The organism is Methylobacterium sp. 190mf (assembly GCF_900107945.1).
Taxonomy (GTDB): Bacteria; Pseudomonadota; Alphaproteobacteria; order Rhizobiales; family Beijerinckiaceae; genus Methylobacterium.
On the sequence record NZ_FNVI01000021.1, the window covers coordinates 24,763 to 51,200 of the forward strand.

Consider the following 26,438-nt stretch of genomic DNA (forward strand, 5'->3'; position numbering starts at 1 on the left):
GAAGCTTCGCTGTCATAATGGGCTCCGCCGGGAGCCCGCAACGTGTACAAACAGGTTAGACCACAGTCGTGGACTCAGGAACCCAGGTCTGTAAGCAGTTCCGTTCGTCGTGCAGCATAATGCCACCGGCGAAGCGGCGTCGGAATACCCATATACCACATACGATGGACCGCATCGGCGCGCGGACCCTTGCGCGGCGCCCGGCGCCGTCTATGCCCGTCCCGATCCGCAGCCCCTTCCTCGCCCCAGAGGCACGATGCCCCAAGCCGTCGCCGGCCCCGAGATCGAGCGCCTGATCCAGCTCCTCGCCCGCATGCCGGGCCTCGGACCGCGCTCGGCGCGGCGGGCTGCCCTGCAGCTCATCAAGAAGCGCGACACGCTGCTCGGGCCCCTCGCCGACGCGATGCGGGTGGCGGCCGACCGCATCATCGTATGCACGAGCTGCGGGAACGTCGACACCTCCGACCCGTGCACGATCTGCCGCGACGCCGAGCGGGATCCGACGACGCTCGTGGTGGTGGAGGACGTGTCCGACCTCTGGGCGCTGGAGCGGTCCGGGGCCGTGAAGGCGCGCTACCACGTGCTCGGCGGCGTCCTCTCGGCGCTCGACGGCGTCCGTCCGGAGCACCTGAACCTCGCGAGCCTCGTGGAGCGCGTGGCCCGGCCCGAGGTGACCGAGGTCATCCTGGCGCTCAACGCCACCGTCGACGGCCAGACCACCGCCCACTACGTCACGGAGTCGATCCGGCACTGCGACGTGAAGGTCACGCGCCTCGCCCACGGCGTGCCGGTCGGCGGCGAGCTCGACTACCTCGACGAGGGCACGCTCTCGGCGGCGATCCGCAGCCGGACGGTGTTCTGAGGGCCGGCGACAGGTCGCGAACCGGTATTTGACCGGTCCTCGGCCGCATCCTATTCGACGGTGAGCCCGGACCCGTGCCGGCGCCTTCCCTGCCGGTTCCCGCCATGACCATCCGCCCGCTCGTCATCCTTCCCGATCCCGTCCTGCGCCTGGGCTCCGAACCGGTCGGGCCGATTACCGCCGAGATCCGGACCCTCGTCGCCGACATGTTCGAGACGATGTACGACGCTCCTGGCGTCGGGCTGGCGGCGATCCAGATCGGCGTGGCGAAGCGCGTCGTGACGATCGACACGTCGAAGGAGGAAGGCGTCCGCGACGCGCGAGTCTTCATCAATCCCGAGATCGTCTGGTCGTCCGAGGAGAAGCGGGTCTACGACGAGGGCTGCCTGTCGATCCCGGACTACTACGCCGAGGTCGAGCGCCCGGACCGGGTGCGCGTGAAGTTCCGAGACCTCGACGGCAAGGAGCAGGAGATCGAGGCCGACGGCCTGCTCTCGACCTGCATCCAGCACGAGATCGACCACCTGAACGGCGTGCTGTTCATCGATCACCTGTCGAAGCTGAAGCGCGACCGGGTGATCAAGAAGTTCACCAAGGCGGCCAAGCGCGACGCGGCCTGAGCCGGCCATGCGCGTCGTCTTCATGGGCACGCCGGACTTCGCGGTGCCGACGCTCGCGCGGCTCGCGCAGGACGGGCACGACATCGCGGCGGTCTACACCCGCGCGCCCGCCAGGGCCGGCCGCGGCATGAGCCTGCGCCCCTCCCCGGTCCACGCGCTCGCCGACACGCTCGGCGCGCCGGTCCTGACGCCCGCGACGCTCCGCACGCCCGAAGCCGCCGAGACCTTCGCGGCGCACCGGGCGGACGTCGCGGTCGTCGTGGCCTACGGGATGCTGCTGCCGCAGGCGATCCTCGACGCGCCGCGGTACGGCTGTCTCAACCTGCACGGATCCCTGCTGCCGCGCTGGCGCGGCGCGGCGCCGATCCAGCGCGCCGTGATGGCGGGCGACGCCGAGAGCGGCGTCGGCGTCATGCGGATGGAGGCCGGTCTCGACACAGGCCCGGTCGCCCTCGAGGCGCGGTTGCCGATCACCCCGGGCATGACGGCGGGCGCCCTGCACGACGCGCTCATGCCCCTCGGCGCCGACCTGATGGCGCGGGCCCTCGCGGCGCTGGACGCGGGCACGCTGACCTTCGCGCCGCAGCCGGAGGACGGAATCGTCTACGCCCATAAGATCACCAACGACGAGGCGCGGATCGACTGGTTCCGCCCGGCGGCCGAGGTCGCCAACCGGATCAACGGGCTGTCGCCGTTCCCCGGTGCCTTCTTCGAGGTCGATCTCGGCAAGGGCTCCGAGCGCGTGAAGGTGCTCCGCGCCGCCCCGGCGGAGGGTTCGGGCGCGCCGGGCACGCTGCGCGATTCCGAAGGCACCGTCGCCTGCGGGGACGGCGCCGTCCGGCTCCTGGAGCTGCGCCGCGCCGGGAAGGGCGGCAGCGCCAGCGGGGCCGAGTTCGTCCGCGGCGCCCGCCTGACGCCCGGCGCCCGCCTCGGCTGATGCGCGTCGCCCGTTCACGGCATTCGGCGCGCGGCCCGACCCGTCATCGCGAGCGCAGCGAAGCGACCCAGGGCAGCGCACCCTGGCGAGGCTCGGCGCGACGCCGGATCGCTTCGGCACGCTCGCAGAAACGATCGCGCGCGCAGCTTTCCGAAGCTCTGTGCCGTATCGCGAGATCGAACATCGGAGCGCTATCGAGAGACCTTGAGGGGGCCGGCTGATGCCCCGCTACAAGCTCGTCATCGAGTACGACGGCGGTCCGTTCTGCGGCTGGCAGCGGCAGGCGGACGATCCCACGGTCCAGGGCGCGATCGAGGCGGCGGTCACGCGCTTCTCCGGCGAGGAGGCCCGGCTCACCTGCGCGGGCCGGACCGATGCCGGCGTGCACGCGATCCATCAGGTCGCCCATCTCGACCTCGCCAAGGACTGGCGGACCGACACGGTGCGGGACGCCCTGAACGCCCATCTGCGGCCGCAGCCGGTGGCGATCCTGTCCGCCGAGACCGTGCCGGAGAGCTTCGACGCCCGCCACTCGGCGATCCGCCGGCACTACCGCTACCGCATCCTCAATCGGCGCAGCCCCGCGGCGCTGACGCGCGCCCATGTCTGGCACGTGCCGTGGCCCCTCGACGCGGCACTCATGCACGAAGCCGCCCAGCGCCTCGTCGGCCGCCACGACTTCTCGGCCTTCCGGGCCGCCGAGTGCCAGGCGAACAGCCCGATCCGCACGCTGGAGCAGCTCGACGTGGGCCGCACGCCGATGGCGCTCCACGACGAGATCGTTGTCGCGACGTCGGCGCGCTCGTTCCTGCACCATCAGGTGCGGGCGATGGTCGGCACGCTGATGCTCGCCGGCTGCCGCCGCCTCTCGGCGGACGCGGTCGCCGCTATCCTGGCCTCGGGCGACAAGCGCCGGTGCGGGCCGCTGGCCCCGGCCGCCGGGCTGACCTTCGTGGGCGTCGACTACGAACCGGGGAAGTAGGCGTCGAGCACGCGCCCGTAGATCGCCGTCAGCCGCTCTAGGTCGGCGACCGCCACGCACTCGTCGGTCTGGTGCATGGTCTCGCCGACGAGGCCGAACTCGATCACCGGGCAGGCATCCTTGATGAAGCGGGCATCCGACGTGCCGCCCGTCGTGGAGAGCGTCGGGGTCAGGCCGGTCTCGGCCCGGATCGCCTCCGCGACCAGCGTCACGAAGGCGTCCGGCCGCGTCAGGAAGGCCGGCGCGTTCGAGGGCTGCAGATCCAGGCTGAAGCGCACCGCGTTCCCGGCCGCCTGCTCCAGGCGCCGACGGATCTCTTCGCCCAGGCTCTCGGCCGTCCAGTCGTCATTGAAGCGGACGTTGAAGGTCGCCCGGGCGGTCGCCGGGATCACGTTGGTGGCCGGGTTGCCGACGTCGATCGTGGTGAATTCGAGGTTCGAGGCGTCGAAATGCCCCGTCCCGCGATCCAGCGGCTCGGCGACCAGCGCCGAGGCGAGGCGCAGCAGGCCCGGGATCGGGTTCTCGGCCTTGTGCGGGTAGGCGACGTGGCCCTGCCGGCCGAGAACGGTGAGCTTGCCGGTCAGCGACCCGCGCCGGCCGATCTTGATCATCTCGCCGAGCCGGCCCGGATTGGTCGGCTCCCCGAGGACACAGTGGTCGAACCGCTCGCCCCGGCGCCGCGCCCAGTCGAGGAGCTTCACGGTGCCGTTGACCGCCGGTCCCTCCTCGTCGCCGGTGATCAGGAACGCGATGGAGCCGCCGAAATCGGCGCCGCGCCGGTCGAGGAAGGCGAGGGTCGCCGCGAGCATGCAGGCGACGCCGCCCTTCATATCGGCCGCTCCCCGCCCGTACAGCATCCCGTCGGCCACGGCGCCCGCGAAGGGATCGTGGCGCCACGCGCCCTCGCCCTCCGGCACGACGTCGGTGTGACCGGCGAAGACGAGGCACGGACCGTCCCGCCCGACGCGGGCGTAGAGGTTCGGTGTGTCGGGGTAGCCGGGCTCCGAGAAGACCGGCCGCTCGACCGCGAAGCCGGCCGGCCGGAGCGCGTCGGCGACGACGTCGAGGGCGCCCCGATCCTCCGGCGTCACGGACCGGCACCGGATCAGGTCCTGCGCGAGGCGCAGGGCCGCGTCGGGGGCGTGATGATCTGCCGGCATGAACCCGTCCTCGGCGGCGCGACGTGCCGCGCGGCCCGCTTAACCCGAAGCGGGCCGCCCCGGAACTCCCGTCCCGGGCCCTACTTGGTCACCACGACCTGCACGTCGCCGTGGCGGCGCTGCACCGACACGGTGACGTCGTCGTCATAGCGCTGGAACCGGATGTCCAGGCGCGAGCCGCCGAGCTTGACGTTGTAGAGCGTCACCCCGTCGAGGAAGCCCGGCAGGATCGGGTTCTTGAGCCGGACACGGTTGCGCTCGTGGTCCAGTTCGAGGCCTAGGCAGGCCGCCAGGAACGCGAACGGCGCCGCCGCCGCCCAGGCCTGCGGGCTGCAGGCGACCGGGTACGAGACGGGGCCGCGCTGCTTGCGGCGCATGAAGCCGCAGAACAGCTCTGGCAGCCGCTTCTGGTCCTGGTAGAGCGAGGTGTCGAACATCCCCTGGAAGATGCGCGCGGCCTCGTGCTTGCGGTCGTAGCGCGCCAGACCCATCGCGATCAGCGCGTTGTCGTGCGGCCAGATCGAGCCGTTGTGGTAGGACATCGGGTTGTAGCGCGCCTCGCCCTTGGCGATCGTGCGCACACCCCAGCCGTTGAAGCCGTCCTTGCACAGCAGCGTCTCGGCGACCCGCGCCGCCCGCTCCGGCTTGGCGATGCCGGTGAACAGGGCGTGGCCGGCATTGGAGGAGCGCACCGCGCACTGCTTCTTGGCGCCGTCGAGCGCCAGCGCGTAGGTGCCGATCTCCTCGTTCCAGAACGCCGCGTCGAACCGCTCGCGCAGGCTCGCCGCCTCCTGGGTGAGGCGCTCCGCCATCGGGTCGTGGCCGAGGAGCGCCGCGAGCTTCGCCATGCCGTTCTTGGCGGCGTAGACGTAGCCCTGCACCTCGCAGAGGGCGATCGGGCCCTTGGCCAGGTGACCGTCGGTGTGGAAGATCGAGTCGTGGCTGTCCTTCCAGCCCTGATTCTCGAGACCCTTGTCGGTGTCGCGGGCGTACTCGACGAAGCCGTCGCCGTCGCGGTCGCCGTAGCGGTCCATCCATTCGAGCGCGAGTTCGAGGGCCGGCCAGATCGCCCGCACGGTCTCGAGGTCGCCCGTGACGGCGTAGTACTCCCAGGCCAGCATCACGAAGAGCGGCGTGCCGTCGATGGTGCCGTAATAGTGCCGGAACGGCACCTCGCCGAGCATCGCCATCTCGCCGCGCCGGGTCTCGTGGAGGACCTTGCCGGGCTGCGCGTCGGCGGCCGGATCGACCGCCTTGGCCTGGGTCGAGGCGAGGTAGCGCAGCACGCCCCGGGCGAATTTCGGGTCGATCCAGAGCGCCATCATCGCGGTGATGATGCCGTCGCGCCCGAACACCGTGGAGTACCAGGGGATGCCGGCGAAGGGGTAGATGCCCTCCGGGGTTCGGCTCGCGAGCATGTAGAGGTCGGCGGTCGCCCGGCACAGCCCCTCGTTGAACTGGTCGTTCGACGAGATGATCGTGGTGATGCCCGCCGTCAGCGCCCGCAGGTCGCGCCGCGAATCGCGGTAGGCGCGGGCGAAGATCGTCCCCTCGCCGAGATCCTTCGGCTCGCGCCGGGCACCGCCGGCATTGGCGGCGAGCGTCAGCTTGGCGGCCGCGTCCTCGCCGACCATCGTGTCGGTCGGGGGCTTGGTGAAGGCCCGGTGCGCCTCGAAGGTGACGCGGATGAACAGGGAGGTCCGGCCCTCCGGCGGGAGCGACACGTCGAACACGACCTTGCCGGGCTCGATCGAATCGGGCTTCGGGCCGAAATGCAGGGAGGTCGTCCGGACGATCTCGTCCAGGCCGACGTAGCGGAACTGCACCTCGCGGTCGCTCGCCACGAGCACGCCGCGCTTGCCGCGCTCCTGTCGATCTGTCCCGCGAACCTCGAAGAGGTCGCGGAAATCCGCGTCGAAGGTGACGGCGATGCGCAGGCGCCGGTGCTTCGAATCGTAGGAGCGGAGGCCGATCCGGTCGTAGCAGGCGCCGCGGAACAGGAACTTGGTGCGCTCGATCGCGATCGTCTCGCGGGGGATCGAGGTCTCGTCGTGGGCGTCGATGCGGATGTCGGGCGTCGTCATGTCGACGCTGAGGGCGCCGTTATCGTCCTGCATCACCGAGGAGAGCATCAGCGGGCGCTGGCCCTCGACCGTCACCTCCAGGCGCGAGAGGTAGCGCGTGTCCTGGAAATAGAGGCCTTCCGGCCCGGGCTGGACGCCGATGTCGCCGTAGGAATCGAGGACGCCGAAGGCCTCGCCGAACTTCAGCGAGCGCAGCGGCCGCTCGACCAGGGAGGTCTGCGCCTCGATGTGATAGGTCGGGAGGACGTCGTCCGCGTCCTGGAATCCGTGCGCCACGCTTCCGGCGCTCGCCGCGGTCCGGGCCTTCGCATCGTGGGCCGCTGCCGTGTTGTCCGCCGCCATGCAGGGCATCTCCGGGTGCAAGTGAGGGGTGCGAATCGAGAGGGCTGCTGCATCCCTTCGATGCAGCAGCCCTTGTTCACCCTACGGATGAGTCGCCTTTAAGACGCTAGGCCGAGCCGGCCCCGCCTCGCAAGCCCGGTGCCGGCTTTCAGGCCGGCATGGCGGCGACCGGGATCGCCGGACGCGCGGAGCCGTTGACCTCGCCGTACTGCGGCATGAAGCCGGACTTCGGCAGCTTGATCACGTCGGCGCCGCGGGCGAGCAGGTCCTCGTAGGCGGCGACGTACTTCTTCACCATGCACTCGGCGGTGAAGGCGCTCTCGAAGTGGCGGCGCACGCCGGCGCGGCTCATGGTCTTGACCTTGGCGACCGCGGCCACGGCGTCGTCCATGTTCTCGCAGAGAACGCCGCCCACGCCGTCCTTGATGACCTCCGGCACGGAGCCGTTCCGGAACGCGATCACCGGGGTGCCGGCCGACATCGCCTCGATCATCACGAGGCCGAAGGGCTCGGGCCAATCGATCGGGAAGGCGAGCGCCAGGGCATTGCCGAGAAAGTCCTTCTTCTGCTCCTCGTTGATCTCGCCGATGTACTCGATCAGCGGGTGATGGATCATCGGCTCGATGACTTCGTCCCAGTAATCCTGGTCGGCCTTGTCGACCTTGGCGGCGATCTTAAGGGGCGTGCCGGAACGGATCGCCATCTCGATCGCGCGGTCGGGCCGCTTCTCGGGCGAGATCCGGCCGAGGAAGGCTAGGTAGCCGCCCTTGGCGTCCGGGTAGTACGGGCAGTTCTCGGCCGGCAGGCCGTGATGGATCGTCGCCAGCCAGTTCGAGGTCGGCGGCATGGGCAGGCGCTGGTTGTCCGAGATCGAGACCAGCGGCATGCCCGTGAAGGTGCGGTAGACCGGCATGAAGTCCGGCACGTCCAGGCGACCGTGCATCGTGGTGATGCACTTATGGTTCAGATCCTCGAACATCGGGTACTGAAGCAGGTCGATGTGGAAGTGCAGGATGTCGAACTCGTGCGCGCGGCGGTGCACCTGATGCAGCATCGCCAGGTGGCTGGCCGTGTGATCCCGGTAGCCGAGCAGGCGGAGGCCTTCGGGCGTGCAGGCCGCGAGCTTGGCAGTCGTCTCGGAGTCACCGCTCGCGAACAGCGTGACTTCGTGGCCCTGGCGAACCAGTTCCTCTGTAATCCAGCTGACGACGCGCTCGGTGCCGCCGTAGAACTTCGGAGGGACGGCCTCCGACAACGGAGCGATCTGGGCAATGCGCACGAAGTGTCTCCTGGTTGGCCAATTTGACGGGGGGTCTAACCCTGCCGGCCTGAGCGGGACATGAATGAAACCGACGGCTAAGGTTATGGTTCCTGGCGCACCCGCTGTCCCTCGCCGTTTTGTGCGGCGCGCAAGCCGTCCCCGAATTCCTCCGAATCAGCACGGGCGAAACGGCCGCTGCCCCGCCGTTGCCGGCTCGCCGGCGCGGGTGTGTGCAGAGGGGCCCGGTCCCAGGGCTCGATACGCCGGAGCCCGGCGACGCGTTCCCCCGGATCTCGATCTCGTGCTCCGATCCGCGGGCGTTGCCGCCGCGTCAGCTTTCTGTCATAAGCCGCCCCGCGTCGAACCGCCCGGCCGATAGGGCTGCCGTGGCGGCTCGTGCTGCTCCACCAGAAGCATCAGCGCGCGAACCCCATCCGATCCTCCCGGGTCGGTCCGGGATCATTTCGCGCAACGGAGAGCCAAATGCCCAAGTTGAAGACGAAATCGGGCGCGAAGAAGCGCTTCAAGATCACCGGCACCGGCAAGGTGATGTACGCCCAGGCCGGCAAGCGCCACGGGATGATCAAGCGGACGACCAAGCAGATCCGCAACCTGCGCGGCACCACGACCCTGTTCGAGGGCGATGCCGCCAACGTGAAGAAGTACTTCCTGCCGAACGCGCGGTAAGTCCTTCAACACCCGTTGCCACTGTCTTTCGTCGAATCCAGGAGATAACCGATGGCCCGCGTCAAGCGCGGCGTGACCAGTCACGCGAAGCACAAGAAGGTTCTGAAGGCCGCCAAGGGCTATTACGGCCGGCGCAAAAATACGATCCGCATCGCCAAGCAGGCGGTCGAGAAGGGCATGCAGTATGCCTACCGCGACCGCAAGAACAAGAAGCGCACGTTCCGCGCCCTCTGGATCCAGCGCCTCAACGCGGCGGTCCGCGAGCACGGCCTGACATACTCGCGCTTCATCGACGGCCTGGCGAAGTCGGGCATCGTCGTCGACCGCAAGGCCCTGTCGGAGCTGGCGATCCACGAGCCGGCGAGCTTCGCCGCCGTCGTCGAGAAGGCGAAGGCCGCGCTGCCGCAGAACACCGCCAAGGCCGCCTGATCCAGGCCTGAGGCGAGACGGACGGAAGGCGCGGTTCCCCAGGGAGCCGCGCCTTCGTCGTTTACGAGGTCCCGCGCCTCGCGCTTGCGCCGGCGCCCGCAACGCGCGAGAGCACGGCCCGACGGCCGACTCCGCCAACCCTGCTCGAAGACAGCGATGACCGATCTCGACACCCTGGAACGCGACCTCCTGGCCCAGGTGAGCGCGGCCTCCGACGAGGCCACCCTCGACGCGGTCCGCGTCGCCGCGCTCGGCAAGAAGGGCAGCGTCTCGGATCTGCTGAAGACGCTCGGGTCGATGACGCCGGACGAGCGCAAGGAGCGCGGGCCCCTGATCAACGGGCTGCGCGACCGGGTCCAGGGCGCCGTCACCGCCCGCAAGACCGAACTCGCCGAGGCCGCCCTGGAGGCCCGCCTCGCCTCCGAGCGGGTCGACGTGACCCTGCCGGTCCGCGAGGCCCCCGAGGTGCGCGGCCGGATCCACCCGATCTCCCAGGTGATCGACGAGATCACCGCGATCTTCGCCGACATGGGCTTCGCGGTCGCCGAGGGTCCGGACATCGAGACGGACGAGCTGAACTTCACGGCGCTCAACTTCCCGCCCGGCCACCCGGCCCGCGAGATGCACGACACCTTCTTCCTGGCGCCCGACCGCGACGGGCAGCGCAAGGTGCTGCGCACCCACACCTCGCCTGTACAGGTCCGGACCATGCGGGCGCAGACGCCACCGATCCGCGTGATCATCCCGGGGCGGACCTACCGGCACGATTCCGACCAGACCCACACGCCGATGTTTCACCAAGTCGAGGGGCTGGTGATCGACAAGGCGGCCAACATCGCCAACCTGAAATGGGTGCTGGAGGAGTTCTGCAAGGCGTTCTTCGAGGTCGACGGCGTGAAGATGCGCTTCCGCCCGTCCTTCTTCCCCTTCACCGAGCCCTCCGCCGAGGTCGACATCCAGTGCTCGCGCAAGGGCGGCGAGATCCGCTTCGGCGAGGGGGACGACTGGCTGGAGATCCTGGGCTGCGGGATGGTCCACCCGAACGTGCTGCGCAATTGCGGGCTCGACCCGGACGCCGTGCAGGGCTTCGCCTTCGGTGTCGGCATCGACCGCATCGCCATGCTGAAATACGGCATGCCGGACCTGCGCCCGTTCTTCGAGGCCGACGTCCGCTGGCTCGACCATTACGGCTTCCGCCCGCTCGACGTGCCGAGCCTCGTGGGCGGCCTCACGAGCTGAGCCGCCCCGGCCCCGCGATCCTGTTCCTCCGACGGTCGAGCCGATACCGGGCTCTCGAAGGTCCATCATGAAATTCACCCTCTCCTGGCTCAAGGACCACCTCGACACCGAGGCCTCCCTCGACACCGTCGCCGAGACGCTCACGCGGATCGGCCTTGAGGTGGAGGGCGTCGAGGACAAGGCCGCCGCGCTCAGGCCCTACGTGATCGCCCGGATCCTGACGGCCGAGCAGCACCCGAACGCCGACCGGCTCCGGGTCTGCACGGTCGACACCGGCACGGGCACCCCCGTGCAGGTGGTGTGCGGCGCCCCGAACGCCCGGGCCGACCTCGTCTCGGTCTTCGCGCCGCCCGGCACCTACGTCCCGGGCAAGAACATCACCCTGTCGGTGGGCACGATCCGCGGCGTCGAGAGCCACGGCATGCTGTGCTCGGGCGCCGAGCTCGGCCTCGGCGACGACCACGACGGCATCCTGGAACTCCCGACCGACGCGCCGGTCGGCCAGGCCTACGCGCTCTACGCCGGGCTCGACGATCCGGTCATCGAGATCAACCTGACGCCGAACCGTCCGGACTGCACCTCCGTCCACGGCATCGCCCGCGACCTCGCGGCGGCCGGCCTCGGCACGCTCAAGGGCGAGACGCTGCCGGGCCTGCGCGGCGAGGGTCCCTGCCCGGTCGCGGTCGCGGTCGAGCTCGCCCTCGATCCGGCCGACCGGCACCTCGCCCCGATGTTCGCCCTGCGGCTCGTGCGCGGCGTCCGGAACGGCCCGTCGCCGGCCTGGATGCAGGCCCGGCTGCGCGCCATCGGCCTGCGGCCGATCAACAGTCTCGTCGACATCACCAACTACGTCACCTTCGACCGCGGGCGGCCACTGCACGTCTTCGACGCTGCCAAAGTCGCCGGCACGCTGACCGTGCGGCGGGCGCGGGCGGGCGAGAGCCTGCGCGCCCTCGACGGCCGGACCCACACGCTGACCGACGACACCGTGGTGATCGCCGACGCGAACGGCGTCGAATCCATCGCCGGCATCATGGGCGGCGAGGCGTCGGGCTGCGACGCCGGCACCGTGGACGTGCTGATCGAGTCGGCCCTGTGGGACCCGACCAACATCGCCCAGTCGGGCCGACGGCTCGGCATCATCACCGACGCGCGCTACCGCTTCGAGCGGGGCGTCGACCCGGCCTTCACGGTTCCCGGCCTCGACCTCGCGACGCGGCTGGTGGTCGATCTCTGCGGCGGAACGCCGACCGAGGCGCACGTCGCCGGCGCGCCGCCCGAATCCCGGCGCAGCATCGACTTCCCTTGGACCGAGGTCCGCCGCCTCGCCGGACTGGACGTGCCACGCACCGAGATGCAGCAGATCCTCGAGACGCTGGGCTTCCACGTCTCCGGCACCGGGGACCGGGTGACGGTGCTGCCCCCGTCCTGGCGGCCCGACGTCGAGGGCAAGGCCGACCTCGTCGAGGAGGTCGTCCGCATCGCCGGGCTCGACCGGATCGCGGCCGAGCCCCTGCCGCCGCTCGCCGGGATCGGCCGCCCGCTGCTCACCGTGATGCAGAAGCGGACCCGCCTCGCCAAGCGCGCCCTGGCGAGCCGCGGCCTCATGGAGGCGGTCACGTGGTCGTTCGTGCCGCACGACGACGCCGTCCTGTTCGGCGGCGGCGGGGCCGACCTGGTGCTGGCCAACCCGATCGCCTCGGAGCTGTCCGACATGCGGCCGAGCCTGGTGCCGGGCCTCCTGCGCGCGGCGCAACGCAATGCCGACCGCGGCTACCCGGACGCCGCCCTGTTCGAGGTCGGCCAGTGCTTCGCCTCGGACGTACCGGAAGGCCAGACCGTCCGCGCGGCGGCGGTCCGCCGCGGCGGCGCGACCCTGGCCGGCGCCGGGCGGCACTGGGACGGCACGGCGGCGACCGTCGACGCGTTCGACGCCAAGGCGGACGCCATCGCGTTGCTCGGCAGCCTGGTCGTGCCGACCGGCGGCCTCCAGATCACGCCCGGCGGCCCGTCCTGGCTGCATCCCGGCCGCTCCGGCACGCTGCGTTTCGGTCCGAAGACGGAGATCGGCTGGTTCGGGGAGGTGCATCCGCGAACGCTACAGGCCCTCGACCTGAAGGGAACGCTCGTGGCCTTCGAGATCGTCCTCGACGCCCTGCCCCTGCCCAAGCTCAAGCCGACCAAGGCCAAAGCCGCCCTGGCACTGTCGGAATTCCAGCCGCTGTCGCGGGACTTCGCCTTCGTGGTCGGCCGCGACGTGCCGGCGGGTGACATCGTCAAGGCCGCCCAGAACGCCGAGCGCAAGCTGGTGACGGGTGTCGATGTGTTCGACCTCTACGAGGGGCCGGGCGTGCCGGACGGCGCGAAGTCGGTGGCGATCGCGGTGCGTCTCCAGCCCGTCGAGCGGACCCTGACCGACGCGGAGATCGAGGCAGTGAGCGCCAGGATCGTCGCCGAGGTCACCCGCAAGACGGGCGCGACGCTCCGGGCCTGAGGCGCCGCCATGGACCGGATCGCCCTGCTCATCGACGACCTCGCGGCGGCCGAGTACCGGCCGAAGGCGGCGTTGCGGGAGGCCCTGAACCACCCCGCCGCCGTCGCGGAGGCGACGCTGCCGCTGCTGGAGGCGGCCGCCGACGGGCGCGAGCTGGCAGCGGAGGAGACGAACCTCCTGTTCTGGGGCCTGCACGTCATGGCCCATGCCCGGGACACGCGCGCCCTCGCGCCGCTCCTCAGGCTGCTCCGGCACGATGAGGAGACCCTCGACGCGGTGCTGGGGGACGCCGTCACGGCGACGCTGGCCAAGGTCGTGGCGAGCCTGTTCGACGGCGATCCGCAGCCGCTGTTCCGCCTGATCCTGGACAGCACGGTCGACGATCACGCGCGCATGGCGCTGATGTGCGCCTGCACCTTCCTGACCCTGGAGGGACGGATCGACCGGGCCGCGATGCACGACCTGCTGGTCCGTTTCGACGACGCGCAGGCCGCCGTGGAGGACGGGCCGGCCTGGGTCGGCTGGGAGGAGACGATCGCGCATCTCGGCTTCCGGGACCTCGCGCCGCGCGCGGCCGCGGCCCGCGCCGACGGACGGCTCACCGACGAGATCAGCGACGCCGACTGGTTCAAGGAGGCCCTGCGCAAGGCCGAGACCAAGCCGGACGACCGGGACCGGCTCGGGCCCTACCAGTACGGCTACCTCGACGATCCGGTCGAGGCTCTCGACTGGGCCGAGGAGGGCGCGGGCGAGCCGCAGCGCAACCCGTTCAAGGATGTCGGCCGCAACGATCCCTGCCCCTGCGGCTCGGGCAAGAAGTTCAAGAAGTGCTGCCTCGGCAAGGCGGAGGCGGAGGGGCCTTGGATGCCGCCGGAACCCCTAGGCCGCTGAGGCGCCGCTGCCGCTGAGCGGGTTCTCGGGATCCCAGCCGTAGCTCAGGGTCTCGAACCGCATGGCGCGGGCGTCGACCATGAGGAGGCGCCCGACGAGGGGCTCGCCGAAGCCCGCCACGGCCCGGATCACCTCCATGGCCATCAGCGAGCCCATGACGCCGGCGAGCGCGCCGAGCACGCCGGCCTCCGCGCAGGCGGGCACACTGCCGGGCGGCGGCGGGTTCGGGAAGAGGCAGCGATAGGTCGGGTTCGGCGTCCCGTCGGGCCCCGTCTCGTGGGCCCGGATCGTGGTCAGCGTGCCGTCGAAGCGGCCCAGAGCCGCGGTCACCAGCGGCCGACGCGCCCGGAAGCAGGCGTCCGACACCGCGTAGCGCGTGGCGAAATTGTCGGACCCATCCGCCACGAGGTCATAGCCGGCGATCAGGTCGACGGCGTTGTCCGCGTCGATCCGGAACGGGTGCGGGACCACCGACACGTGCGGGTTGAGGCGCGCCACCGCGTCGGCCGCGCTCTCGACCTTCAGCCGACCGAGATCCGACGTCCCGTGGATCACCTGCCGCTGCAGGTTCGACAGGGAGACCGTGTCGTCGTCGACGAGGCCGATCGTGCCGATCCCCGCGGCGGCGAGGTACTGGATCAGCGGCGCGCCGAGGCCGCCCGCCCCGACGACGAGGATCCGGGCGGCCTTGAGCCGGGCCTGACCGGGACCGCCGACCTCCGCGAGGACGAGGTGGCGGGCGTAGCGTTCGATCTCATCGGGAGCGAGAGCCATGGCCTGCCCATAGACTGCCGTGGCCGCGCATGGAAGGATCGGGCGCGTCTCGAAGGCTCGTCGGAATCTCGGCCGACGCTTCGACCTCGTCATCGCGAGCGTAGCGAAGCGACCCAGGTCAGCGGGACGTCTCTCAGCGCAGCGCAACACTGGGTGGCTTCGCTCCGCTCGCAGAGACGGTGGTGCGGTGATCAGCAGGAAGCGATTTAGCCCCCCTCAAGATCCGCTGTTCGAGGGCTCGGTACGCGAAACGCCGCCCCGGTGAGGAGGCGGCGCGGGTCTCGCGTCTCTGGATCCGGGCCGCTCAGCGCGGCGCGAGGATCATGATCATCTGCCGGCCTTCGAGCATCGGCTCGCTCTCGACCTTGGCGATCTCGGCGGTCTCGCTCTTCACGCGCTCCAGGAGGCGCAGACCGATGTCCTGGTGAGCCATCTCACGACCGCGGAAGCGCAGGGTCACCTTGACCTTGTCGCCCTCCTCGAAGAAGCGGTGCACCGACTTCATCTTGGTGTCGTAGTCGTGCTTGTCGATGCCGGGGCGGAGCTTGATCTCCTTCACCTCGACGGTCTTCTGCCGCTTGCGGGCCTCGTTCTGCTTCTTCTGCTCGTTGAAGCGGAAGCGCCCGTAATCGAGCAGCTTGCAGACGGGCGGCACGGAGTTCGGCGCGATCTCCACGAGATCGAGACCGGCCTCCTCGGCCAGATTGAGGGCGTCGAAGAAGGGAACGACGCCGCGGTTCTGCCCGGTGTCGTCGATCAGCTGCACTTCCCGCACACCGCGAATGTCGCGGTTGGCGCGCGGCCCGTCCTTCTGCGGGGCCGGCATGGCTCTCATCGGTCTACGAATGGCTTAGGTCTCCTGCTGCAACGGCGAAACGGCGGATCTTCAGGAAGATCTCCTGACCGCCAGCCGCTCCGGTCTCATCCGGACATACAACGTTGGTGGAACCGCGGCCAGAGTCAACCGGCTACCATCGCGACGCCGGAAATAATCGGCCGCCGCGTCGCGATTCGAGTCCGATGCCCTCAGGTCGAACGGCCGAGCAGCTCGGCGTAGACCGCCAGCGTGTCGCCGACCATCCGCTCCAGGGAGAAGTGCGCCTCGACATGCGCGCGGCTGCGCCGACCGAGGGCGTCGCGGGCGCTCGCGCCGAGAGAGAGGGCCTCGGTCAGAGCGGCGGCGAGCGCGGCCGGGTCGCCGGGCGGCACGCGCCATCCGGTGCGCTGGCCGGCGGGGGTCTCGGGCGGTGCCAGCACCGTCTCCGGCACCGCTCCGAGATCCGAGACGACCACGGGTGCGCCGAGCGCCTGCGCCTCGACGGCCGAGCGGCCGAAGGCCTCGGGCTCCACGGACGGCACCGCCACCACCGATGCGGCGCGGAAGGCCGCCGGCATGTCGGTGCAGTGCCCGACCCTGCGGACGATGCCCTCGAGCCCGCGCGCGGCGATCAGCGCGTCGAGCTCGCGCTCGTAGGCGGCGCGGCCCTGCGGGTCCCCCGCGAGGACCACGGCCAGGTCCGGGACGCCGCGATCGCGCATCCGCGCGGCGGCCTCGATCAGCACGCGGTGGCCCTTCCATGCCGTGAGGCGGGCGGCCAGCAGGATCACCCGCTCGTGCGGCGCCACGTTCCAGCTCCGGCGCAGCGCCTCGACCCGGGCGGCCCCGACCGCCACCGGGTTGAACACCGCGAGGTCGGTGCCGCGGTGGATGACCCGCACGCGGTCGCCGGCCTGCTCGGCGTGCAACCGGTGGATCAGGTCCGCGGTGTAGTGCGAGTTGGCGATCACCACGTCGCCGCGGGCCATGATCGAGTTGTAGAGGACCTTCACGCCGGTCCGGCCGGAATAGCTGCCGTGATAGGTGGTCACGAACGGGAGCCCGAGCCGGCGCGCCGCCCCGAGGGCGACCCAGGCGGGCGCGCGGGAGCGGGCGTGGATGATCTGCACCTTCTCGCGGCGGCAGAGCGCCATCAGCCGCAGGACGTTCACCGCCATCGAGGCCGGGTTCTTCGACGCGGCCGGGAATCGGAGCCAGTGCCCGCCCTTGGCCTGCAACTCGCCGACGAGCCGTCCGCCCTCGGTCGCCACCAGGGCGCGGGCGCCCACGGCCGCGAGGCCGCCCGCGACGTCGACGGTGGTACGCTCGGCGCCGCCCGCATCGAGTTCGGGGATGATCTGCAGGATGCGGGCGCCGGCCAGCGCCCCGACCTCCGCCGGGAACCCCGACAGGGCGTGGGGGCCGTCGCCCGTTCGCGGGCCCTCGGCGAGGACGCGCAGGCCCCCGGCCGGTATCTGCCAAATGCTCGCTGCCATTGATCCAGCATCGCCGCCGGGCTTTACGGTCCGGTAAACGAGAGTTGAAGCCGAACCGTTCAGGACCGGACTTCTTCCATGTCGAGACAGGGATACCGGAGAGAACGATGACGGATACGGCCCCCGAGTTCCTGACCGTCGGCATCGGCGACGAGGCCCGCCGCATCGCCGTGCGGGTGCGCGCGGGCGGCGGGCCGCCGGTGGTCTGGCTCGGCGGCTTTCGCTCCGACATGACCGCGACCAAGGCGACGGCGCTCGATGCCTGGGCCGAACGGACGGGCCGGGCGCTCGTGCGGTTCGACTACGCCGCGCACGGTGCCTCGGGCGGCACGTTCACGGACTGCACCATCTCGTCGTGGCTCGAGGACGCGCAGGCGGTCCTGGCGGCCTACGTGACGGAGGCGCCGGTGCTCGTCGGCTCGTCGATGGGCGGCTGGATCGCCTGCCTGGGGGCCCGCGACCGGGCCGCGCGCGGGAAGGCCACGGCGGGGCTGGTGCTCATCGCGCCGGCCCTCGACTTCACCGAGGAGCTGATCTGGAACCGCCTCAGCGAGGCGGCGCGCGCCATGCTAATCCGCGACGGCGTCCTCCGGAAGCCCAGCGACTACGCGCCGGAGCCGGACCCGATCACGCGGGCCCTGATCGACGACGGCCGCCGACACTGCATGCTGGGCGGCCAAGTCGATCCGGGCTGCCCGGTGCACATCCTCCAGGGCATGCGGGACACCGACGTCCCCTACACGCACGCCCTGCGAATCCTCGACCGCCTGCCGGCCGAAGGGACGGTGCTGACACTGATCGCCGACGGCGACCACCGCCTGTCGCGGCCGCAGGACATCGCGCGGCTCGTGGCGGCGGTGGCCGAGATCGCCTGACCGGTCTCCCGGCCAGGCCTCTCAGCGGGTCGGGTGCAGGGTCAATGCAGGCTGACGGGCTGCAGGTCGTGCGCGGCGGCGTTGGCCAGCACGACGTCCCGCGAATCGGCGAGCATGATCGGCGCGCCGCTCGCCGAGAGCAGGGCGAACAGGTCGAGGCCGGGCGTCAGCTCGGGGGCCTGCGGGAAGAAGCGGCGGACCTCGTCGGACCGGATCGGCCGGACGTAGGCGATGTGCCCCTCGCCCAGCGCCGCGAGATCGGCCGGCTGGAAATCGGCCGGATCGAGATCGGCGGGGGTCAGAGGAGACGGATTCAGATCGGTCATAAAGCCCTCCTGGGGTGGCAGAGCGTCCACCGCCGATCCTGAAGGCATCGGCGGCTCCACCCTGATGTGGGGATCCGCGCCGGCCAATCAATCGGTCGGCGTCAGCCGCGGGCGCCGATATCGATCTTGCGCACGATGCGGTCCGGCTCCGGCCGGACCAGATCGATCGACAGGAGGCCGTTGGCGAGGTCGGCGCCGAGCACCTCCATGCCGTCCGCGAGCAGGAAGGCCCGCTGGAACTGCCGCGCCGCGATGCCGCGGTGCAGGAAGTGGCGCTCGCGCTCGTCGACCTGCCGGCCGCGCACGACGAGCTGGCTCTCCTCCAGCATCACGTCCAGCTGATCGCGGGTGAAGCCGGCCACCGCCAGGGTGATCCGCAGGCGCTCGGGCTCGCTCTCGGTGCGGGGCAGGCGCTCGATGTTGTAGGGGGGGTAGCCGTCGTTGGCGGCCTTGGAGACCCGGTCGAGGGCCTGCTCGATCTCGTCGAAGCCGAGCAGGAACGGGTGCCCGAAGGGCGAGGATCGAGTCATCGCGGCCATCATCCAGAAAGCGAAGCCTCCGACCCCGGGATCTGCCGCAATCCCGGGATGCCCGAGCACCTCGTCGACAGGAGCCCGCCCGGGGCAGCGCTCCGCCGGACGCGACGACGCCGGCGACTCGGAGATATGGCCAAGGCCTTCCGGGCCATCAAGGGAGGGGACCGGAATCGACGGCGACCCGTGGTCGCGCATTTCCGGGAAGTTTCGGCAAATTTAAGCGGGATCGATAGGCAAAGCCTGCAACGGCCACGCTTTCTTCTAACAGTTTGGAACTGCTCTGATTTTCTCGCCGGGCCTTGATCCGGGCGGCGGGCCTGGATACTGCCGCGGCAGGCGACGATCCGGCTCCCGAGCTCGATCGCCGCGATCCATTTCCGCGAGGCGCCGGAGCCGTGAGCACGCCCATGACCCCGTCGGACCACGCGGCGATGCGGCGCGTCGCAGACGTGTGCGGCGACGAGGCCGACATCCTGGCCCTGTCGGTGGCCCGCTTCGTGGCGGCCGGCTACATGACCAGCGACGTCGCCTGCTGGAACGCGGCCTTCGACGGGGCCGAGCAGTTGCTCGGGCCGACGGAAGGGTGCCGCTTCGTCGCCTGCGTGGTCGCGATCATCCGGGCGCTCCGCGCGGAACGCGACGGCGACTGGTCGTTCATGCCGGCGAGCTGCTGCCGCGTGACCGGTCACGAATGCGCGCTGGTGAAGCTGATCAACCGGGGCCGGCAGCGCCTCTGGGCGGATCTCGAGGCCGCCGCGGCCGAGATCACCGGCCAGGACGCGGCGCCGCGCCTCGTGGCGGCGGTCCGCGCCGCGGTCGGGCCGCTCGACGCGGCGGCCGAGCGCCTCGCCCCGGCCTCCTGCCCCGCCGGAACGGTGCTGCACTGATTCGGCTCCCCGTCACCCCGGACCGCGCGGCCCGAGCCGCCGGCCGGCGCGAACTCGAAGAGGACTTTGTCACGGTGCTTGCCCTGCGCGCTCCCCTGTACCGCCGTCGGATCGGGCGTGTCGCCCTCGACACGGCGGCCTGCTTCGCGCTCTCGGCGCTGCTCGTCGTGTCGGCCCTGGCGCAGGACGCGTCCGAGAAGGCGCCGATCAAGTTGCAGCTCAACAAGGTCGAGACCGCGGGCGAGGCCTGCCGGATCACCATGGTGATCGACAACAAGGGTTCGGGCCTCAAGTCCTACAAGGTGGATCTCTTCGCCTTCGACCCCGAGGGCGTCGCGCAGAAGCGCGTGGCGGTCGAACTCGGGCCGCTGCCGCCGAAGAAGACCACCGTGAAGATCTTCGATTTCCCCGGCATCGCCTGCAACAAGGTCGGTCGCGTCCTCCTGAACGACGTCCTGACCTGCGACGGCGGCGATCCGGGCCGCGAGGCCTGCCTCGAGCGGACCGAGACCGACAGCAAGGCCGGCCTGCCGTTCGACCGCTGATGCGGATGGTGTGACGGCTGACGAGACCAAACCGCCCGGCGGCGAGAGCCGCCGGGCGGCCTGCGGCTTTCGCCGCACCCCGAGACGATGGCGGCGCGACGCCGCGTGAGACCAGGACGCCAGGAGCCCGCGATGGACCCGACACAAGCCCCGATCGAGGCGGCCCACGACTTCTCGTTCCTCGGCCTGTTCCTGCAGGCCGACCCGATCGTGAAGGGCGTGATGATCCTGCTGGTGATCGCCTCGATCGCCTGCTGGACGGTGGTGTTCGAGAAGGTCATCCGGCTCGCCGCCGCGCGGCGCCAGGCCAAGGCCTTCGCGAATCTGGTCCGCTCCGGGGGCAGCCTCGACGGCGAGCATCGCGGCATCGCCGGCCACGTGGTGAAGGCGGCGATCGACGCGTGGCGCGATCAGGATTCCTCCGAGACCCGGGCCGAGCGCCGCGACCGCATCGAGCGGGCGATGAAGGGCGCCCTCGCCATCGAGGTGAAGCGCCTGCGCACCGGCCTGTCGCTGCTGGCGACCTCCGGCTCCACGGCCCCGTTCGTCGGCCTGTTCGGCACCGTCTGGGGCATCATGAACTCGTTCTCGTCCATCGCCCGGAGCCAGGACACCTCCCTCGCCGTCGTGGCGCCGGGCATCGCGGAGGCGCTTTTCGCCACGGCGATCGGTCTCGTCGTCGCGATCCCGGCGGTGATGGCCTACAACAAGCTCTCGAGCGACGTGAGCGGCATCCAGAGCACCTTCTCGTCCTATATCTCGGTCCTGGGCAACCGCCTCGCGCGCGACCGCGCCGGCGCCCACCGCGCGGCCGCCGAGTAGCGCGGCCGGCGCCAGCCCCCAGAGAGCCGAACGTAAAGGTACCGGAGACGCCCCATGGCGATGGGATCCATTCGCGCGAACGACGACGACGACCTCGACGACGTGCCGATGTCCGACATCAACGTCACCCCGATGGTCGACGTGATGCTCGTGCTGCTGATCATCTTCATGGTCGCCGCGCCGCTGATGACCACCGGCGTGCCGGTCCAGCTGCCGAAGACCGCGGCGCCCAAGGTCGCGCAGTCGAAGAAGCCCGCCGAGGTGACGGTGGACAAGGACGGCAACCCGTCCATCGCCAAGGAGGTGTTCACGATGGAGAGCATCGTGCCGCGCCTGCGCGAGATGGCGGCGGCCGACAAGGATCAGGTGATCCTCGTGCGCGGCGACCGCGACGTGCCCTACGGCAAGGTCATGGAGGTCATGGGCCTCGTCGGGCAGGCCGGCTTCACCAAGGTGTCGCTGATCGCGCAGTCGCCCGGCGGCGCCGCTCCGGCCTCGCCTGGCGCCGCCCCGGCCGCCCCCGCCGCCCCCGCAGGGACCGCGCGCTGAGCCGATGAGCACCTACACGTCGACGGATATGCCGGCCGGTCTCGGCGAGCGCCGCCCGTCCGGGCTGCTCGCCGCTTTCCTGGTCGCCCTCGGGCTGCACGCCTGCGTGCTCGCCGCCGTGATGTTCCTGCGGCTCTCCCCGCCCGCACCGCCCGGCGAGCAGCAGATCACCGTCGACCTCGCGCCGCTCATGACCGACGCGGCCACCGAGGCCCCGGCGGAGCAGCAGATGAGCCAGGAAGCCCCGCCGGAGGCGAAGCCGGTGGACACGCCGCCCGACGAGGCCGTCCAGCCGCCGCCGCCGACCGAGATGACCGAGGTGAAGCCGGAGGACACCCAGGCAATCGAGATGCCGCAAGAGGCTCAACCCGTGGAGGCGCAGAGCCAGGTGATCACCTCCGCGTCCGAGGCCGCCGAGCCGCTGGCGCCGCCGCCCACCGAGGTTGCCAAGTCCGAGGAGCCGCCCAAGCCGACGCCCGATCCGGCGAAGCTGAAGGCGGAGCGCGAGGCCAAGCTGCGCAAGATCCGGGAGGAGAAACTCCGCGAGCAGAAGCGCGAGGAGGCGCGGCAGGAGCGCCTGGAGGAGATCCGCGAGGCGAAGGCCAAGGCTGCGCGCGAGGCGAAGGCGCGCGAGGCCAAGGCGCGGGCTGGCGCCGAGCGGAGTTCGGCGTCGGCCTCGCGGGCTAACGCGGCCGGCCGGGCCGCCGCGGGCAACGATCCGAGCGCCATGCGCCAGTGGCAGGGCGCCATCAGCGCGGCGATCCACAGCCGGATGAACGTGAACGCGGCCGTCGGCACAGGCGGCGGGACCGCGGTGGTGCGCTTCACCGTGATGCGCTCGGGTCAGGTGACGGGCGCCGGCGTGGCCCGGTCCAGCGGCGTCGGCCAGATCGACAGCGCCGCCCTCGCGGCGGTGCGCGGCTCGATGCCGGCGGCGCCCCCTGGCGTGACGCAGTCCAGCCTGTCGGTCTCCATTCCGCTCAACTTCCGCGTGCGCTGATCGGAGGACGATCCGGGCCGGATCCCGCCCGGCCGACCGCGAGCCCGATCCGGATCGTCCGGCGGACGCGTACGAATGGTGTGCGCCGTCAGTCCCACGCGGCGATCCGGATTCGCCATCGGCCGCGCGGGCATGCTAAAGCCTTCGTGAACCTGCCTTCCCCGCGCGCCTGACGGCGATGCGGGAGGGCGCCGATCCGGCCTTGCCCCCCGCCCCTCGAACAGGCCGGACCCGCTCAGACCCCGTCCCGCGCAGGCTGCGCCGGGTCGGACCCGTCGAGCCGGGGTGAAAGGGACAGGATGAACGACGACACTGAGTACGACCTCGACGAGGTGAATGCCACCCGCGACGCGGAGGCGGAAGCCAAGACCCGGGCGGAGAACCGCGCCGAGCGCGCGGAACGGGCGGAGCGCATGGCTCGCGAGGGCGCCCAGGCGATGGCGGAGCACCACGCGGCCATCAAGGCGATGGACGAGCGGACGGTGCGGCTGCGCTCGCTCCGGCTCGCCAAGGAGGCCGCGGACGCGCAGGCCAAGGCGGCCGAGAAGGGAGCCAAGGCGGCCGCCAAGGGCAGCGCGAAGAAGGCCGCGCCGAAGAAGACGACCGCGAAGGGCTAGGGGTCGATGGCCGAAGACCGCAACCGCCGCCGCTTCACCGACCCGCGCGCGGCAGCCGAGGCGGCATTCCGGGCCGCCACGAGCCCGAAGACGGCCGCTCCGCCGCCGCAGGCCGCGCCGCGGCCGGCGACGGTCCCGGGCTCCCGGGAAGTGGTGAGCCTGCGCCTCGACAGCGCCGTGCTCGCGCATTTCCAGAAAGACGGCCCGGGCTGGCAGGACCGCATCAACGACGCGCTCAAGGCCCTCGTACCGGCGGCCGAGGCCTGAGACCTCCCGCGCGGGGAACGCCGTCGCGCCTGGGACCGGTGCTCAGACCGGCTTCGGCCGCTCGCGCAGGATCCGGTTCACCGCCCGGTCGAGGGCGGACAGAAAGGCCGACCGGTCGGCGCGCGAGAACGGTTTCGGCCCGCCCGTGATGGTCCCGGCCTCGCGCAACGATTGCATCAAGTCGCGCGTCGCGAGGGCGAGACCGATCCCGGCCTCGCTGAACGGCTTCCCAGTGAACGCCAGGACCGTGGCGCCGGCCTTCACGCAGCGCGCGGCCAGCGGAACGTCGGCGGTGAGGACGATGCTCCCGGGTCCGGCCCGCGCGGCGATCCAGTCGTCGGCGGCGTCGAGTTCCGGGCCGACGACCACGCGCTCGATCCAGGGCTCGCGCGGTAGGTTCAGCACGCTGTTGGCGACGACGTGGACGGTCAGGCCGTAGCGCTCGGCGACCCGGTAGGTCTCGTCTTTGACCGGGCAGGCATCGGCGTCGAGGTAGATCGGCGGGCGCGCCGGCGCGTCGCTCATGGCCGGGGCACCAGCTTCGAGGTGAAACCCGCCAGGATCAGGAGCACGCCCAGGGCGAACTGGCCGTGCTCGATATCGCCGCCCACCGACAGAACGACGGCGCGGCCGAAGACCGCGAGCCCGATCAGCGGCAGCCCGAAGCGCAGCGCCATCTTCACGGCGATCAGGGTGTTCGCCCGCGCGGTGCTCGCCCCGGCCATCAGCGGGCGACCGCGGCGCGGCGCGGCGCGAGATCCGCCACGGGCGCGGTCTCGGCGGGGCCGCGCTCGAGCGTCGCCACCGACAGCGGCGCGCCGCGGCCGCGGAGCGCGTGGGCGCCGAGGGACCGTGCCCGGACGCCGGCCGGAAGGCGCGGGAGGCGGTTGAGCAGATCCTGCGAGATCAGGATGCCGACGCCCAGCGGGCGGCACAGGGCCTCGATCCGCGACGTCACGTTCACGGCGTCGCCGAAATACGCGATCTTGTGGCGGTCGACCCCGACTTCGGCCGTGACCACCGAGCCGCCGTGCAGCGCCGCCCGGAGCCGCGGGACCGTCCCGAACCGGGCGGTCCAGGCCGCGGCGTCGGCCTCGATCCGGTCGAGCACCTCGAACACGCAGGTCACGCAGCGCGCGTCCTTGAGGCCGCGGGCCATCGGCCACGTCACCATGGCGAGATCACCGATATAGTCGTCCACCGAGCCGCCGTTGCGCCGCACCGGCTCGGCGAGCGTGGCGAACACGGCGCTGAGATATTCCTGCGCGCGCAGGTCGCCGTGGGTCTCCGCGAAGGCCGTGGAGCCGACCACGTCGAGGAACAGGAAGACCCGCTCCTCCGCCACCGGCTTGTGGTAGCGGCCGATCATGAAGTTCACGAACACCTCGCCGCCGATCAGGTCGCGCATCCGTATGACGAAGACCAGCAGGCCCGACACGGCGAGGGCGTAGGCGAGCACCCGCGCGGTCATGCGGGTCGCGGTCGTGAGGTCGTCCGGTGTCAGGGCGAACGCCCAGACGAGCAGGCCGCCCAGGGCGTTGCCCGCCATGATCATCAGGACATAGGCGAGTTCCGCGGCCAGCACGTAGAGCCAGGCCGGCAGCCGCCGGATCTTCGCCTGCAGGCCGGCCAGGATCAGCCCGCGGTCGAAGGCCAGCACCGTGGCGCCCATGCAGAGGCCGTACGTGAAGCCGGCGAGGGGCGAGGCGCCGGCCGCGAAGATGATGTTGTAGAGCAACCCCGCGCCGGCCGCCGCCAGCAGGATCAGACCCCAGAATATCCGGTGGGCCGGCAGCATCGAGGCATCTCCAGCATGGCCAGCCGACGGACCGTGCGCGGGTCCGGGCGTCGCTTGGCCCTGCGCGGCGGCGCTGCGCGCGGCGGCGCAGACTCGGCGAGCCCGCGCCGCCGGACTTCGGGCATGGGCCTAAAGTTTAGCGCCGCGGGAGGCCGCATGCCATTGCTCAACGCCCCAAGATGGCGCGAGTAAGGCGTGCCGGGTTGTTGCGCGGCCGAGCCGTGATACGCCGGCGGCCCGGGACTCGACCGGACCGCCGCCAGCAACCCCCTGTGACAGCGAAGAGGGAGCGCTGCCATGTACGCCAGGAGCTTCGGCGCGACGCGCGTCTCTGTGCCGGTGATCGGCCAGGGCACGTGGCACATCGACAGTTCGGACCGGACGGACGCGGTCCGGGCGCTGCGGGCCGGGATCGACGCCGGCATGACCCATATCGACACCGCGGAGATGTACGGGGACGCGGAGGCGATCGTCGCCGCCGCCGTCGCGGATTGCCGCGAGGAGGTGTTCCTCGTCTCCAAGGTGGTGCCGGGCAACGCTACGCGCCGGGGCGTCGCGCGGGCCTGTGAGGCGTCGCTCCAGCGTCTGCGGACGGACCGGCTGGACTGCTACCTGCTGCACTGGCCGGGTCAGCACCCGCTCGAGGAGACGATCGCGGGCTTCGAGGATCTGCGCCGGGCCGGCAAGATCCTGTCCTGGGGCGTCAGCAACTTCGACGTCGAGGATCTCGATCGCGTCCGGGCCATCGCGGGGCCGGACCGGATCGCCTGCAATCAGGTCCTCTACCACCTGAACGAGCGGGCCATCGAGCACGCCGTGCTGCCCTGGTGCGAGAAGCACGGCGTCGCCATGGTGGGCTACTCGCCCTTCGGCAGCGGCGACTTCCCCGATCCGGCCAGCGCGGGCGGCCGCGTCCTGGCGGGCATCGCGCAGAACCACGGCACGACGCCCTACGCGGTGGCCCTCGCCTACCTGACCCGGCTGCCGGGCACGTTCACGATCCCCAAGACCGGTCGCCCGGACCGGGCCGTCGAGAATGCCGGCGCGGCGGACCTGCACCTCGGCGCGGCCGAGATCGCCCTGATCGACGCGCATTTCCCCCGCGGACCGCGGCCCCGGATGCTGCCGATGCTGTGAGCCG

At 71.3% G+C, this 26,438-nt stretch carries 29 protein-coding genes; 18 read left to right on the forward strand and 11 right to left on the reverse strand.

Annotated features, from left to right (window positions below):
- Positions 1-256: 256 nt before the first annotated feature.
- The 4 genes from recR (at position 257) to truA (ending at position 3,401) form a co-directional block, all read left to right on the forward strand.
- Positions 257-862, forward strand: a complete 606-nt coding sequence (gene recR, locus C4T42_RS22560) for a recombination mediator RecR (RefSeq protein ID WP_020092791.1) — start codon at positions 257-259, stop codon at positions 860-862.
- 104 nt (positions 863-966) lie between these two features.
- Positions 967-1,482 carry a peptide deformylase gene (gene def, locus C4T42_RS22565; RefSeq protein ID WP_020092792.1) on the forward strand — a complete coding sequence of 172 codons (516 nt, stop codon included), beginning with the start codon at positions 967-969 and terminating at the stop codon, positions 1,480-1,482.
- A 7-nt stretch (positions 1,483-1,489) separates the two neighbouring features.
- Positions 1,490-2,419 (forward strand): methionyl-tRNA formyltransferase, encoded by a 930-nt coding sequence (fmt, locus tag C4T42_RS22570; protein ID WP_020092793.1) that lies wholly within the window; start codon positions 1,490-1,492, stop codon positions 2,417-2,419.
- A 220-nt stretch (positions 2,420-2,639) separates the two neighbouring features.
- Positions 2,640-3,401, forward strand: a complete 762-nt coding sequence (gene truA, locus C4T42_RS22575; protein ID WP_020092794.1) for a tRNA pseudouridine(38-40) synthase TruA — start codon at positions 2,640-2,642, stop codon at positions 3,399-3,401.
- On the opposite strand, the gene dapE is transcribed toward truA, so the two are convergent.
- The 3 genes from dapE to C4T42_RS22590 form a co-directional block, all read right to left on the reverse strand.
- Complete coding sequence (gene dapE, locus C4T42_RS22580) at positions 3,383-4,561, reverse strand: succinyl-diaminopimelate desuccinylase (protein WP_103985893.1); 1,179 nt, start codon at positions 4,559-4,561, stop codon at positions 3,383-3,385. The genes truA and dapE overlap by 19 nt on opposite strands.
- An 80-nt stretch (positions 4,562-4,641) precedes the next feature.
- Entirely contained in the window at positions 4,642-6,987 is a 2,346-nt protein-coding gene (locus C4T42_RS22585; protein WP_020092796.1) for an amylo-alpha-1,6-glucosidase, read from the reverse strand.
- Between the two features lie 148 nt (positions 6,988-7,135).
- A complete protein-coding gene (locus C4T42_RS22590) occupies positions 7,136-8,266 on the reverse strand; it encodes a glycosyltransferase family 4 protein (protein WP_026604868.1) in 1,131 nt (376 codons plus the stop codon).
- 465 nt (positions 8,267-8,731) lie between these two features.
- Here C4T42_RS22590 and rpmI point away from each other — a divergent pair, with 465 nt between their 5' ends.
- From rpmI to C4T42_RS22615, 5 genes are all read left to right on the forward strand, one after another.
- Positions 8,732-8,935: a 50S ribosomal protein L35 gene (gene rpmI, locus C4T42_RS22595; RefSeq protein ID WP_007561407.1), complete on the forward strand. Its 204-nt coding sequence runs from the start codon at positions 8,732-8,734 to the stop codon at positions 8,933-8,935.
- A gap of 51 nt (positions 8,936-8,986) precedes the next feature.
- Complete coding sequence (gene rplT / locus C4T42_RS22600; RefSeq protein WP_012320099.1) at positions 8,987-9,364, forward strand: 50S ribosomal protein L20; 378 nt, start codon at positions 8,987-8,989, stop codon at positions 9,362-9,364.
- A 156-nt stretch (positions 9,365-9,520) separates the two neighbouring features.
- On the forward strand, positions 9,521-10,603 hold the full coding sequence (gene pheS / locus C4T42_RS22605; RefSeq protein WP_020092798.1) for a phenylalanine--tRNA ligase subunit alpha: 1,083 nt from the start codon (positions 9,521-9,523) through the stop codon (positions 10,601-10,603).
- Between the two features lie 67 nt (positions 10,604-10,670).
- Positions 10,671-13,097, forward strand: a complete 2,427-nt coding sequence (gene pheT / locus C4T42_RS22610; protein WP_103985894.1) for a phenylalanine--tRNA ligase subunit beta — start codon at positions 10,671-10,673, stop codon at positions 13,095-13,097.
- Positions 13,098-13,106: 9 nt separating this feature from the next.
- Complete coding sequence (locus tag C4T42_RS22615; protein ID WP_020092800.1) at positions 13,107-13,988, forward strand: DUF1186 domain-containing protein; 882 nt, start codon at positions 13,107-13,109, stop codon at positions 13,986-13,988.
- Here the strand turns inward: C4T42_RS22615 and moeB are convergent.
- From moeB to C4T42_RS22630, 3 genes are all read right to left on the reverse strand, one after another.
- The gene (moeB, locus tag C4T42_RS22620; RefSeq protein ID WP_020092801.1) at positions 13,977-14,762 is read right to left on the reverse strand and encodes a molybdopterin-synthase adenylyltransferase MoeB; all 786 of its coding nucleotides are present in this window, start codon (positions 14,760-14,762) and stop codon (positions 13,977-13,979) included. The genes C4T42_RS22615 and moeB overlap by 12 nt on opposite strands.
- A 304-nt stretch (positions 14,763-15,066) precedes the next feature.
- Entirely contained in the window at positions 15,067-15,588 is a 522-nt protein-coding gene (infC, locus tag C4T42_RS22625) for a translation initiation factor IF-3 (protein ID WP_020092802.1), read from the reverse strand.
- Between the two features lie 200 nt (positions 15,589-15,788).
- Positions 15,789-17,075 carry a glycosyltransferase family 4 protein gene (locus C4T42_RS22630; protein ID WP_020092803.1) on the reverse strand — a complete coding sequence of 429 codons (1,287 nt, stop codon included), beginning with the start codon at positions 17,073-17,075 and terminating at the stop codon, positions 15,789-15,791.
- A gap of 107 nt (positions 17,076-17,182) precedes the next feature.
- On the opposite strand from C4T42_RS22630, the gene C4T42_RS22635 reads away from it, so the two are divergent.
- Positions 17,183-17,950, forward strand: a complete 768-nt coding sequence (locus C4T42_RS22635) for an alpha/beta hydrolase (protein ID WP_020092804.1) — start codon at positions 17,183-17,185, stop codon at positions 17,948-17,950.
- A 41-nt stretch (positions 17,951-17,991) separates the two neighbouring features.
- On the opposite strand, the gene C4T42_RS22640 is transcribed toward C4T42_RS22635, so the two are convergent.
- Entirely contained in the window at positions 17,992-18,276 is a 285-nt protein-coding gene (locus tag C4T42_RS22640) for a DUF1150 domain-containing protein (protein ID WP_020092805.1), read from the reverse strand.
- Between the two features lie 101 nt (positions 18,277-18,377).
- The gene (locus tag C4T42_RS22645) at positions 18,378-18,806 is read right to left on the reverse strand and encodes an Hsp20 family protein (protein ID WP_012320108.1); all 429 of its coding nucleotides are present in this window, start codon (positions 18,804-18,806) and stop codon (positions 18,378-18,380) included.
- A 413-nt stretch (positions 18,807-19,219) separates the two neighbouring features.
- Here C4T42_RS22645 and C4T42_RS22650 point away from each other — a divergent pair, with 413 nt between their 5' ends.
- The 7 genes from C4T42_RS22650 (at position 19,220) to C4T42_RS22680 (ending at position 23,499) form a co-directional block, all read left to right on the forward strand.
- Positions 19,220-19,699 (forward strand): hypothetical protein, encoded by a 480-nt coding sequence (locus C4T42_RS22650; protein ID WP_020092807.1) that lies wholly within the window; start codon positions 19,220-19,222, stop codon positions 19,697-19,699.
- Between the two features lie 74 nt (positions 19,700-19,773).
- Entirely contained in the window at positions 19,774-20,244 is a 471-nt protein-coding gene (locus C4T42_RS22655; protein ID WP_056527997.1) for a hypothetical protein, read from the forward strand.
- Between the two features lie 132 nt (positions 20,245-20,376).
- Positions 20,377-21,066, forward strand: coding sequence for a MotA/TolQ/ExbB proton channel family protein (locus C4T42_RS22660; protein WP_020092809.1), 690 nt, complete (start codon positions 20,377-20,379; stop codon positions 21,064-21,066).
- A 54-nt stretch (positions 21,067-21,120) separates the two neighbouring features.
- The gene (locus tag C4T42_RS22665; protein ID WP_056527994.1) at positions 21,121-21,615 is read left to right on the forward strand and encodes an ExbD/TolR family protein; all 495 of its coding nucleotides are present in this window, start codon (positions 21,121-21,123) and stop codon (positions 21,613-21,615) included.
- A 4-nt stretch (positions 21,616-21,619) separates the two neighbouring features.
- Positions 21,620-22,615 (forward strand): cell envelope integrity protein TolA, encoded by a 996-nt coding sequence (gene tolA / locus C4T42_RS22670; RefSeq protein WP_091680844.1) that lies wholly within the window; start codon positions 21,620-21,622, stop codon positions 22,613-22,615.
- A gap of 299 nt (positions 22,616-22,914) precedes the next feature.
- Complete coding sequence (locus C4T42_RS22675; protein WP_103985895.1) at positions 22,915-23,232, forward strand: hypothetical protein; 318 nt, start codon at positions 22,915-22,917, stop codon at positions 23,230-23,232.
- A 6-nt stretch (positions 23,233-23,238) separates the two neighbouring features.
- Positions 23,239-23,499, forward strand: coding sequence for a BrnA antitoxin family protein (locus tag C4T42_RS22680; RefSeq protein ID WP_103985896.1), 261 nt, complete (start codon positions 23,239-23,241; stop codon positions 23,497-23,499).
- 42 nt (positions 23,500-23,541) lie between these two features.
- Here the strand turns inward: C4T42_RS22680 and C4T42_RS22685 are convergent, their stop codons facing one another.
- Genes C4T42_RS22685 through C4T42_RS22695 form a run of 3 tightly spaced genes read right to left on the reverse strand, consistent with a single transcriptional unit; the run spans position 23,542 to position 25,297 of the window.
- Positions 23,542-24,024, reverse strand: a complete 483-nt coding sequence (locus C4T42_RS22685) for a YaiI/YqxD family protein (RefSeq protein ID WP_091978859.1) — start codon at positions 24,022-24,024, stop codon at positions 23,542-23,544.
- Positions 24,021-24,224 carry a hypothetical protein gene (locus C4T42_RS22690; protein WP_056527984.1) on the reverse strand — a complete coding sequence of 68 codons (204 nt, stop codon included), beginning with the start codon at positions 24,222-24,224 and terminating at the stop codon, positions 24,021-24,023. The genes C4T42_RS22685 and C4T42_RS22690 overlap by 4 nt, the downstream gene beginning before the upstream one ends.
- Positions 24,224-25,297 carry an adenylate/guanylate cyclase domain-containing protein gene (locus C4T42_RS22695; RefSeq protein ID WP_056527981.1) on the reverse strand — a complete coding sequence of 358 codons (1,074 nt, stop codon included), beginning with the start codon at positions 25,295-25,297 and terminating at the stop codon, positions 24,224-24,226. Before C4T42_RS22695 ends, C4T42_RS22690 begins: the two co-directional genes overlap by 1 nt.
- A 297-nt stretch (positions 25,298-25,594) precedes the next feature.
- Between C4T42_RS22695 and C4T42_RS22700 the strand changes: the two genes are divergently transcribed.
- The gene (locus C4T42_RS22700; RefSeq protein ID WP_056527978.1) at positions 25,595-26,434 is read left to right on the forward strand and encodes an aldo/keto reductase; all 840 of its coding nucleotides are present in this window, start codon (positions 25,595-25,597) and stop codon (positions 26,432-26,434) included.
- Positions 26,435-26,438: the final 4 nt, after the last annotated feature.